This window comes from Brevundimonas sp. (genome assembly GCF_018608325.1).
Lineage (GTDB): Bacteria > Pseudomonadota > Alphaproteobacteria > Caulobacterales > Caulobacteraceae > Brevundimonas.
Genome location: NZ_JABAZW010000006.1, coordinates 1 through 10,909, shown reverse-complemented (window position 1 = coordinate 10,909; position 10,909 = coordinate 1). Strand labels below are relative to the sequence as shown.

Annotated in this window: 12 protein-coding genes; 6 read left to right on the top strand and 6 right to left on the bottom strand. The window is 63.5% G+C overall.

Annotation, left to right across the window (positions count from 1 at the left end; genetic code table 11):
- Positions 1-843 (top strand): M28 family peptidase (locus QZ281_RS00450; protein WP_292223348.1); only part of this gene is annotated, 843 nt, incomplete at its 5' end.
- Positions 844-892: 49 nt separating this feature from the next.
- On the opposite strand, the gene QZ281_RS00445 is transcribed toward QZ281_RS00450, so the two are convergent.
- Complete coding sequence (locus QZ281_RS00445; protein WP_292223345.1) at positions 893-2,389, bottom strand: peptidase S10; 1,497 nt, start codon at positions 2,387-2,389, stop codon at positions 893-895.
- A 246-nt stretch (positions 2,390-2,635) separates the two neighbouring features.
- On the opposite strand from QZ281_RS00445, the gene purN reads away from it, so the two are divergent.
- Positions 2,636-3,238 carry a phosphoribosylglycinamide formyltransferase gene (purN, locus tag QZ281_RS00440; protein ID WP_292223343.1) on the top strand — a complete coding sequence of 201 codons (603 nt, stop codon included), beginning with the start codon at positions 2,636-2,638 and terminating at the stop codon, positions 3,236-3,238.
- Positions 3,239-3,325: 87 nt separating this feature from the next.
- Positions 3,326-5,290, top strand: a complete 1,965-nt coding sequence (locus QZ281_RS00435; protein ID WP_292223340.1) for a M13-type metalloendopeptidase — start codon at positions 3,326-3,328, stop codon at positions 5,288-5,290.
- A gap of 3 nt (positions 5,291-5,293) precedes the next feature.
- Here the strand turns inward: QZ281_RS00435 and ndk are convergent, their stop codons facing one another.
- Positions 5,294-5,713 carry a nucleoside-diphosphate kinase gene (gene ndk / locus QZ281_RS00430; protein WP_292223337.1) on the bottom strand — a complete coding sequence of 140 codons (420 nt, stop codon included), beginning with the start codon at positions 5,711-5,713 and terminating at the stop codon, positions 5,294-5,296.
- Positions 5,714-5,860: 147 nt separating this feature from the next.
- Here ndk and abc-f point away from each other — a divergent pair, with 147 nt between their 5' ends.
- Both abc-f and QZ281_RS00420 read left to right on the top strand, forming a co-directional pair.
- Positions 5,861-7,750, top strand: a complete 1,890-nt coding sequence (gene abc-f, locus QZ281_RS00425) for a ribosomal protection-like ABC-F family protein (protein WP_292223335.1) — start codon at positions 5,861-5,863, stop codon at positions 7,748-7,750.
- Complete coding sequence (locus QZ281_RS00420; protein WP_292223332.1) at positions 7,747-7,989, top strand: DUF2164 domain-containing protein; 243 nt, start codon at positions 7,747-7,749, stop codon at positions 7,987-7,989. Before abc-f ends, QZ281_RS00420 begins: the two co-directional genes overlap by 4 nt.
- Positions 7,990-7,995: 6 nt before the next feature.
- Here the strand turns inward: QZ281_RS00420 and QZ281_RS00415 are convergent, their stop codons facing one another.
- From QZ281_RS00415 to QZ281_RS00400, 4 genes are all read right to left on the bottom strand, one after another.
- Positions 7,996-8,592 carry a hypothetical protein gene (locus tag QZ281_RS00415; RefSeq protein WP_292223329.1) on the bottom strand — a complete coding sequence of 199 codons (597 nt, stop codon included), beginning with the start codon at positions 8,590-8,592 and terminating at the stop codon, positions 7,996-7,998.
- A 62-nt stretch (positions 8,593-8,654) separates the two neighbouring features.
- On the bottom strand, positions 8,655-9,149 hold the full coding sequence (locus QZ281_RS00410; RefSeq protein ID WP_292223325.1) for a hypothetical protein: 495 nt from the start codon (positions 9,147-9,149) through the stop codon (positions 8,655-8,657).
- Complete coding sequence (locus QZ281_RS00405; protein ID WP_292223322.1) at positions 9,149-9,844, bottom strand: hypothetical protein; 696 nt, start codon at positions 9,842-9,844, stop codon at positions 9,149-9,151. Before QZ281_RS00405 ends, QZ281_RS00410 begins: the two co-directional genes overlap by 1 nt.
- A 16-nt stretch (positions 9,845-9,860) precedes the next feature.
- Positions 9,861-10,364 (bottom strand): hypothetical protein, encoded by a 504-nt coding sequence (locus QZ281_RS00400; protein ID WP_292223320.1) that lies wholly within the window; start codon positions 10,362-10,364, stop codon positions 9,861-9,863.
- Positions 10,365-10,620: 256 nt separating this feature from the next.
- Between QZ281_RS00400 and QZ281_RS00395 the strand changes: the two genes are divergently transcribed.
- Positions 10,621-10,909 (top strand): lysozyme inhibitor LprI family protein (locus tag QZ281_RS00395; RefSeq protein WP_292223317.1); only part of this gene is annotated, 289 nt, incomplete at its 3' end.

The following is a 10,909-nucleotide window of genomic DNA, read 5'->3' as shown; positions in this document are numbered from 1 at the left end:
AAGCACAAATTCCCCGCCACTCTGGTCTATGCCGTCCTGTCGGGCGAAGAACAGGGCCTGCTGGGCGGCAAGATTCTGGCTGACTACGCCACCGCCCAGAACTGGAAGGTCGAGGCCAATCTGAACAACGACATCGTCGGCAATTCCGAAGGCCAGAACGGCGTCCGCAACACGACCCGCGTGCGTGTCTTCTCGGAAGGCACCAAGACAGTTGAAACACCGGAACAGGCCGACCGGCGCCGCTACAACGGTGGAGAGGTCGATTCCTCGTCGCGCAATCTGGCCCGCTTCATCGACGGCATCGCAGACCGCTATCTGGCCAGTTTCAAGGTCGAGATGATCTATCGCACCGACCGTTATGGCCGCGGCGGCGATCAGGTCGAGATGCTGAAAGCGGGCTTCCCTGCTGTGCGCATCAGCGAAGGTGCCGAGAATTACGACCGCCAGCATCAGGACCTGCGGGTCGAGAACGGCATCCATTACGGCGACACCATCGACGGTGTGGACTTCGATTATCTGGGTCAGGTGGCGCGGCTGAACATCGTTTCGATGGCGGCACTGGCCGCCGCCCCTGCTGCACCAACAGGCGTCGACATCGAGGGCGCGCTCAAGTCCGATACGACGGTCAAGTGGAACACGGTTCCCGGCGCGGCCAGCTATCGCGTCTGGTGGCGTTCGACGACCGCACCGCAATGGACCTACAGCCGCACTGCGACGGCCAATGCGACCTCTCTGGTTCTGAAGGATGTCGTCATCGACGACTGGTTCTTCGGCGTCTCAGCCATTTCGGCGGACGGCTATGAAAGCCCCGTGGTCTTCCCCGGCGCACCCGGCGCCTTCTGAAGTCAAAAAGAAAACCGGAGGCGGTTCGCACCGCCTCCGGTTTGTTGTCTTAGCGGACGCCGCCGTTGGCGGTTTCGCGATAGAAGCGCGACAGGTCCGTGTGCAGCTTCACCAGCGCCGAATGGCTCAGGTACATCATGTGCCCGCCCTCGTAGTAGGTAAACTCCAGGTTCGGACGCAGCTTCGGCTCCAGCATCATCTGGGCCAGATCGAACTCGGTCGAGAAGAAGGGCGTGGCGGCATCGTAATAGCCGTTCAGCGCCAGCACCTTCATGTACGGATTGCGCCGCATCGCCGTGGCCAGATCAACCGCCGTGTTCGGCGTCGTCTGCGGGCCGCCCACCGGCGGACGGTGGTTCCAGTTCCAGTTGAAGCCCGGCAGACCACGCGCCGACATGCGGTACTCGACGTTGGTCTTGTAGTTCAGCGTATTGGCCACATAGTCCTGGAAGATGCCGAAATAGGCACCCGTCACGGCCGAGCTGGAGGGATCTTCCTCAGGCGCGTCACCGGATGCATCATCGTCCAGACCCAGATAGCGGGTGTCCAGACGGCCGATGGTCTCACGACGGTCACGCAGCAACTCCTTGCGGAAACTGCTCAACTCCACGCGCATGTTGGCATTGTCGATGAAGGTGGTCGACAGGCCGGTCAGTTCGCTGAGCTGGCGCACGATCGAGGCACGCTCGGCGTCCGCGATCATGTGCCCCTTCGCCAGAGCCGAAGCATAGGGACCAAGCGCGAACTCACGTGCACGCTGGACCTGTTCTTCGACCGTCGCGGCTGGATTGGCCAGTTTGCGATGATACCAGGCGGTCGCCGAATAGGTGGGCAGCAGGGTGACGAAATTCTGCGGATAGCCCGGCTGGCGCACGCCATAGTTCATGATCGACGACAGCAGAACCACGCCATTCAGCGACATGCCCCGGTCTTCCAGCAGGAAGGCCACAGCGCCCGCACGCAGCGTGCCGTAGGATTCACCAATCAGGTATTTCGGGCTGGACCAGCGATTGAACTTGGTCGTGTAGCGCATGATGGCGCGGGTAAAGGCGTCTGCGTCCTGATCCACACCCCAGAAAGCGGCACCCGGCGTTTCGCCCAGCGGGCGCGAGAAACCAGCGCCGACCATGTCGATGAAGACCAGATCGGTCTGGTCCAGCAGGGTCATGTCATTGGGGCCAAAGGCGAAGGGTGCAGGGCGCACCACTGTCGGCTCATCGGTCTGGACCCGCACCGGACCGAACGATCCCATGTGCAGCCACACCGTCGGCGAACCCGGTCCGCCATTGTACAGATAGGTCACAGGCCGCGTCCCGACCGGCTGACCGTCCAGCGTATAGGCAGTGTAGAACAGGCTGGCGGTGGGCATGCCGGCGTCGTCACGGATCGTTAGGGTGCCTGCAGTCGCGCGGTAACGCAGGGTGCGTCCGTGAGCATTGACCGAATGGGAGGTGGTGACTTCCGTCTCCTGGATCGGCGCGCGCGCCCAATCCTTTTCGATTGCCTCTGCATTGGCGTTGCGAAGGCGCTCGACAGCAGAGCGCATGGCACCGCTACCAGCTGCCGCAGCACCGTTTTCCTGGGCAACAGACGTCACAGGCGCACCCAACATCGCGGCAACCGCTGCGAAGCACATCAGTCTCTTCATTCGGTAGTCCCCTCTACGCACCGGCCCAAAAGCGCCCCTCGCTGGGCGACCGGCGGGCGAACGCTACAGCCAAGTTGACGTTAGGAACAAGCGCGGATCACGCACGGCCTTGCCAAGGAAGCATCGTGCGGCCATGCGGTGCAAATGGTCGTTGAATCCCTCTCCCCCGTCCGCGTCGCCGTCCTGATATCGGGGACCGGCTCCAACATGGCGGCCTTGATTGAGGCCGCCAATGCCCCCGACTGCGCCTATGAAGTCGTGCTTGTGCTGTCGAATGTCGAAGGCGCTGGTGGACTGAAACTGGCAGAGGCGGCGGGTATCTGCACGGCGGCCATCGCTCACAAATCCTTCGGCAAGGATCGTGAGGCGCACGAGAAGGCGGTGGATCAGGCGCTCCGCGACGCCGGGGTCGAGGTGATCGCCCTGGCCGGGTATATGCGCGTGCTGACGCCTTGGCTGGTCGGCGGATGGCGCGGGCGGATGCTGAACATCCATCCCAGCCTGCTGCCCCTCTATCCCGGTCTGGACACCCATGCGCGGGCGATCGCGGCTGGCGACGCCGAGGCGGGCTGCACCGTGCATCTGGTGACCGAGGGCGTGGATGAAGGCCCAATTCTGGGTCAGGCGCGTGTGCCGATCCTGAGCGGCGATACGCCTGCCCTGCTGGCGGAACGGGTCAAGACCGCTGAACACAGCCTTTATCCGCAGCAGTTGAACGTTTTCTGCCGGGGTCTGGAGCGCGGCTGAGCGCGCCCTATATTACCAAATCTTAATGCGACAGCCTGTCGCACCGGCGCGAAGGTGCCGCCCAATAGAAACAGGATCTGTCCCTAAATGAATCGCATTCGTCTGATGGCCGCCTGCTCGGCCTGCATCGTGGTCGCTCTGACAGGCGGCGGTGCTTCGGCTCAGGATCATGCACATGGCGCCAGCGGACACTCTCCGTTCGGAGCCTGGGGCTTTGATCTGGCTGGCCGCGACACGGCGGTGAAGCCCGGCGACGACTTCAACGAATATGCGAACGGAACCTATCTGCGGACGACGGAAATCCCCGCCGACAAGGCGCGCTTCGGCCCGTTCGACGTCCTGTACGAGAACGCCCAGTCGCAGCTGAAATCCATCATCGAGACCAGCGCCGCCAATCCGACCAACGACAACGCCCGCAAGGTCGGCGCCCTGTACGCCAGCTTCATGGACGAGGCCCGTGTCGAACAACTGGGCGCCCAGCCGCTGGCCGCTGATCTGGCCGCGATCAAGGCCGTGACCGATCGTTCCGGCATTGCGCGCCTGATGGGTCAGTCCCATTCCAAGTTCGGCGGTTCGCTGTTCGGCGTCGATGTGTTCGAAGACCTTCAGAACCCGGACCTGAACTCGGCCTATCTGGGTCAGGGCGGCCTGGGCCTGCCGGACCGCGACTATTACCTGAAGCCTGATTTCGCCAGCCAGCGCGAGGCCTATCTGGCCTATCTGACGCGCACCCTGACCGCCATCGGCTGGACCGACCCGGCCAAGTCAGCCTCCGACATTCTGGCCTTCGAAACCAAGGTCGCCGAGAAACACTGGACCACGGTCGAACGTCGCCAGATCGACAAGATCTACAACCCGACCAAGGTGGCGGACCTGACGACACAGGCGCCCGGTTTTGATTGGGCCGCCTTCCTAGACGGCGCCCAGATCGCCAACGTCGACACTCTGGTGGTGATGGAAAACACCGCCATTCCGGGCATCGCCCAGGTGTTTGCTGAAACGCCGGTCGAAACGCTGAAGGCCTGGCAGGCCTCGCAGCTGGCCGATCAGGCCGCACCCTACCTGTCCAAGGCCTTCGTGGATTCGCGCTTCGAGTTCCGCGGCAAGACCCTGCGTGGCCAGCCGGAGAACCGTCCGCGCTGGAACCGCGGCGTGGCCCTGGTCGACGGCCAGTTGGGTGAGGTTCTGGCTCAGGAATATGTGCGCCTGCACTTCCCCGCCACGTCCAAGGCCCAGATGGAGACGCTGGTCGGCAACATCAGCGCCGCCATGACCGAACGTCTGAAGAACCTGGACTGGATGAGCGAGGCCACTCGCCAGCAGGCCCTCTACAAGATGTCCAAGTTCGGGGTGAAGATCGGCTATCCCGACAAGTGGCGCAGCTATGACGGTCTGGAGCTGACGGCGAACGACCTCTACGGCAACGTCGAGCGTTCCAGCGCCTTCGAATGGGCCTTCAAGCGCGCCAAGATCGGCCAGCCGGTCGATCCGCTGGAATGGGGCATGACGCCCCAGACTGTGAACGCCTATTACAACCCGCCGCGCAACGAGATCGTCTTCCCGGCCGCCATCCTGCAGGCGCCCTTCTTCGATCCTAATGCTGACGCGGCCGTCAACTATGGCGGCATCGGCGCGGTCATCGGCCACGAGATCACCCACGGCTTTGATGACCAGGGCCGCAAGTCCGACGGCGACGGCGTGTTGCGTGACTGGTGGACGCCGGAAGACGCCGCCCGCTTCGAAGAGCGCGCCAAGGTTCTGGGGGCCATCTATGACTCGCTGGAGCCCCTGCCCGGCATGCACGTCAATGGCGAGCTGACCATGGGCGAGAACATCGCCGACCTGGGCGGCCTGCTGCTGGCGCTGGACGCCTATCACAAGTCACTGAACGGCCAGCCCGCGCCCGTGATCGACGGCCTGACCGGCGATCAACGCGTCTTCCTGGGCCCGGGAGAGCAATCTCCGGGGCCGTTTTCATTTGTGGTCACGACACAAAGAAAAACGGCCGGACCATTGCTGGCCCGGCCGTTTCAGCAGTTCAAAGCCGATTAGGGCTTAGCCAACGATCTGGTCGTCGGTGAAGAACTGGGCGATTTCGATGCCGGCGTTTTCCAGCGAGTCCGAACCGTGGACCGAGTTTTCACCGATCGACAGGGCGAACAGCTTGCGGATCGTGCCTTCAGCGGCGTCGTTCGGGTTGGTGGCGCCCATGACTTCGCGGTACTTGGCGACAGCGCCTTCAGCTTCCAGAACCTGCACGACGACCGGCTCGGCGATCATTTGCGAGACCAGTTCGCCGTAGAAGGGACGCTCGGCGTGCACTTCGTAGAATTTCTTGGCTTGGGCTTCGGTCAGCTTGATGCGGCGTTGAGCGACGACGCGCAGGCCAGCGGTTTCGATGACAGCGTTGATTGCGCCGGTCAGGTTGCGGCGCGTCGCGTCGGGCTTGATGATCGAGAAGGTGCGTTCGGTCATGGTGAAGTGACTTCTTGTTTGGGAGTTTGAGGGTCGCGGGCTTATAGCGACGACCTCCCTAGTTTCCAACTGTCCCTTTTTCGTGTCCGTGACGCTCCTCGCCCTGCGACTGGCGGCATCCGGACGATTTTAGATTTCGACTGCTCCATGCTCCAGATCACAGACCTGACCTTCAACGCCTGGGGCCGCAAATTCCTTGTCGACGCCTCTGTCAGCCTGCCGCCCGGCGCCAAGGTCGGTCTGGTGGGCCGCAACGGCATCGGCAAGTCGACGCTGTTCAAGCTGATCCTGGGCGAACTGAACGCCAATGGCGACGAAATCAGCCTGCCCAAAACCGCCCGTATCGGCTCGGTCGATCAGGAACACCCGGCCACGCCCGTCAGTGTCATCGACACGATTCTGGAAGCCGACGTCGAACGCCACACCCTGCTGGGCCGTCTGGAAACGGCTGAGCCGGAGGAGATGGGCGAGATCTGGTCGCGTCTGATCGAGATCGACGCCGACGCCGCCCCCGCGCGCGCTGCTGAAATCCTGGTCGGCCTTGGCTTCGACCAAGAGAACCAGGCCCGGCCGATGTCGGAGTTCTCGGGCGGTTGGCGGATGCGCGTGGCCCTGGCCGCCGCCCTGTTCGCAGAGCCGGACATGCTGCTGCTGGACGAACCGACCAACTACCTCGACCTCGAAGGCGCCTTGTGGCTGGAAGCGCGGCTGAAGAAATACCCGCACACCGCCCTGATCATCTCCCACGACCGGGAAATGTTGAACGAGGTCTGCACCCACATCCTGCACCTCGCGAACCACACCCTGACGCTTTACACCGGCAACTACGACGCCTTCGAAAAGGCGCGCGCCGAAAAGGCTCGCCTGCAGTTGTCGGCCAAGGCCAAGCAGGACGCCGAACGCGCCCACCTGCAATCCTTCGTGGACCGCTTCAAGGCCAAGGCGTCCAAGGCCGCTCAGGCCCAGTCGCGCATGAAGCGTCTGGAGAAGATGCAGCCGGTCGCCACCACGATTGAAGAGCGCGTCGCCCCCTTCACCCTGCCCTCGCCGCCGCGCCCGCTGGCGCCGCCGCTGATCCGGCTGGAGCGGGCCAATGTCGGGTACGAGACTGGCAAGCCGATCCTGCGGAACCTGAACCTGCGCATGGATCTGGACGACCGGATCGGCCTCTTGGGCGTCAACGGCGCGGGCAAGTCCACCTTCGCCAAGATGATCGCCGGGGCCCTGAACGTCTCTGAGGGCGAACTGCATCGCGACAAGAAGATGCGGGTGGGTTGGTTCCACCAGCACCAGATCGAGGCGATGGACCCCACCGATACGCCGCTGGAAATCATCCGCCGCGCCATGCCGGATGCGCCCGAAAGCGCGCGCCGGTCCAAGCTGGCGCAGTTCGGGTTGGGTTATGAGAAGCAGGAGACGACGGTCGACAGCCTGTCGGGCGGCGAGCGCGCGCGCCTGCTGCTGAACATGGTGGCCATGGATGCGCCCCACGTTCTGATCCTCGACGAACCGACCAACCACCTGGATATCGACAGCCGCCGCGCCCTGCTGGACGCGCTGAACGACTATTCGGGCGCCGTCATCCTGATTACCCACGACCGTTCGCTGATGGAAATGGTCGCGGATCGGTTGTGGCTGGCCGCTGACGGCACGGTGAAGCCCTATGAGGGTGACATGGACGACTACGCCAAGTTCGTTCTCGACCGCGCCAAGGCCGCCGTGTCCAAGCCCAGCCAGATCAAGAAGGAAGAAGCGGCCAAGGCGCCCGTTCAGGACAACAAGAACCGCAAGAACGACAAGAAGTCCGGCCCCTCGCCCTCGACCCTGCGACACGCCGTCAAAAAGGCGGAAGAGCGGATGACCCAACTGACGGCGGAAATCGCCCGCATCGACGACGACATCGCCAACGCCTCGGTCTCCAATCCCAAGGCCATCGAAGGCCTGACCCGCGCCCGCGCCAAGACCCAGACCGATCTGGAAGCTGCAGAGTCAGCATGGGTCGCGGCAGAAGAAGCTCTGGCGGAGGTGACCGGATGAAGCCCATCGAACTGTCCAAGGATGCGCGCGCAGCCGCCACCGGCAAGCTGCGCGACTATTTCCGCAAGGAGCTGGATCAGGACCTGAGCCAGTTGCCCGCTGAAATGCTGCTGGACTTCATCAGCAAGGAGATCAGCGGCGTCTTCTACAATCGCGGCGTCCACGACGCCCAGGAACTGGTCCAGAAGAAGGCGGACGACATTGTCGAGGCCCTCTACGGCCTGGAACGCGGCGCCTGAACCCGATCAGCCCGGAATCGGGCCGATGGGCCAGTTGCTGAAGCTTTCGATGTCCTCGGGCCGCGACGGGCAGCGATCTTCCAGCGTGAAGGCGATGTCGCCCTCATAGTACCAGTCCGCCGTGATTGCATTGGGGTTCTCGCCGCTGGAATAGCAGACGGCGGCCTTGCCTGCGGGTGTCATCAGAACGGCCCAGTTGGTCACGCCTGCGCCCGCCGGATCATAGCCCGACGCCAGCAGCCGCCCCATCGTGCTGCGGATCGGGACGACGACATTGCCGTCGAAGACCACGAACTGCTGCACATCACGCGGTGCGCCTGAGGCGACGATGGCGGCGCGCACGGCTCTGTTCTGGAAGAAGGACACGCCCTGGACCGGATCAAACGGGTCCTTGCCCGCATAGGCCATAATGCCCGGCGCACCGGCGGCCTCGGCAGGCGCTGCGGCCTTGTCGGCCTCCATCTTGGAAGCGGTCGTCCGGTCCTGAACGGCGACTTCGACAGGCTTTTTGTCGGACCTGTCCTCGTCAGCCTTCGCGCAGGCGACGACACCGATGTTGAGGGCCAGGACGGTCAGGGCGATGCCCAGCTTACTGTTCTTCATGGGACGCTTTCCTTGGCCGCACGGGCCGGGATGAACTCAAAAAATCGGGCATCTAAGGCGGCTTATCGCCCAGACGCCAAGGCAACGCGCGTCTCTGCATCGAGCAGCGCGTCCACCGGCATGGTGGAGAAGATGTCGGCTTGGGACGAAATGGTCGGGCGAGAGGCGTAGAAGACGAACCGGCTGCCCTCGCCTCGCGAACGCGGACTGTAACTGGGTCCGAACGTGCATTCCGGGCCGAGGCCATAGGCAAACTGCACCTCAGGCGGCGCGCCCTCGCCCTTCAGCACCCGCACAGGCTTGGCGCGCACATAGGTTCCGCTGGCCATGCCCGGATGGCTCGGATCATCCTGAGAGAAGACCATAAAGCTCTCGGTGATCTCGGCCTCATAGACCAGGGCCGCATTGGCCCAGGACGCGGCCTGGATTTCACGCAGGTTCGCCTCTCTCTGCTCAGGCGTCGGCGGCGGTCCCGCTGGTCCGATGCAGGCCGAAGCGATGCCCGGTGCAGCAAATGCAAAGGCCACGGCGGCCAGAATGGCGGATGTCCTGATCATCAGATTGGCCGCGGCCCATTGCAGGCAAAGCGCGGCGGGCTGGCCCAGACGACGATCCGCGTGGCCTGCGCCGGACGGAACAGCCCCTTGCCGATCCTGTCGAAGCTGTGGTCGCAGTTGAACGAGGCGTCGACCACCCAGTCCTGCCCCTTGGCGTCGACCATCGCCTTTTGCCAACGTTCCGTCGCCTCTGGCTGAGTGACCATGACCGTCTCGATGGTCATGGCGCGACGGCCGACGTTGAAGGTGTACTGGATCGAAGGCTCGACCGCATTGCCGCACATCATCAGGCAGTCGGCGGTCAGCACACCATCCTGGAAATTGTCGAATATCTCGGCGAAGTGGATGATATTGGCCGTGCCGATGGCGTCACCGCCGATCACCGCATCCACATTGAAGGTGCAGCGAGACGAGGTTTCCATCGCCAGCGCCTCGACCTTGCCGCCCCTCACCAGGGCCTGTACGGCGCACCCCTCGACCTCGTAATAACGCACATCGCCCGCGTTCTGGGCGGCCCGTCCTGTCACTCGCTCCAGCGCCGCTGCATCACCGCCCAGCATGGCGGAGGTGAAGATGCGGTCGATCTTGGATGGCGTCCTCGCCTGCGTCGGCGATGCCGCCTGCGACGCCGGTGCCATCACCAGCGCCAATCCAGCGGCTGCGCAGACGGCGGCGATTTGGTCCTTGAAACCCATAGGTCAGGCCTTTCGGTCAGGAATAGAAGGGGATGCGGTCCAGCTTGTAGACGCCGCCGTGTAGCGAAAAGACGCGCTGATCCCCGGCGTCATCAAGCTGCAGAATATGTTCGCCGCGCACGATGGGGCCGCCGACCTCGCCGTCATCAACGCCGCTCTGGAAAGCCCGCAGTTGGCGATCACGGATGCCTGCGATCACCGCAGGCGTGAAGATGCGGTCGTAGCGCGCCAGAAACTCCGCCTTGGTGCGACTGGTCGCAGATGCGGGTGAAATCTCGCAAGCCACGCCCTCTTCACAGTAGTTGCCCGGCCGATAATCGGTGAACGGGAACTGGGTCATCGCCGCCACCGCATCGCGGTCATTGGCCAGAACGGCGGTGCGGAAATCCTCAAAGAATGTCTGGAACCGGGCGTGTGATTTCTGAACCGCCGCAGGGGTTGGCGCAGCAGGTTGCGCAAGGGCTGGAGCGCTGACGACCAGCACAGCCGCCACCAGACAAGATCGCATCAACACCGGCACGCCTACCTCCCTATATCCATCTGCGAATGCGCCCACTGACCCCTCGCATCACTGTTGGTGCAATTTATTATACAACGCTCAATAACACGCAAGCCCCATCGCGACTTTTCAACTCTTTAATTGAGCGACGCTCATATTCTGATAACCTGTGTTGGCTGCCCTCCCCTGCCGGCCATGGTCACGCCCCCTTCCCCAGCGGGAACGGATACATCCATGATCGGTTCAGTCCCGCCCGCCGCCTTTAGCTGAGATCATCATGCCCCTTATTTCTCGACTGGCGCTGGCCGCCCTGCTGTCCCTCCCCGCAGGCTGGGCCACGGCGCAGTCCGCGCCGCAATCCGCCGATTGCAGCCGCGCCACTCAGCCCGTGGACCGCGCCATCTGCACGACGCCGGACCTGCGCCGACTGGATCAGTCCATCGCCAATAGCTATCGCCGACTTCTGGCCGAACTGGACAGGAATGGCGCCGCTGCCCTGCGTGACGACCAGCGCGTCTTCATCAACGCCCGCAATCGCGCGGCCGCAGGCCGAACCGGCCTGGAGC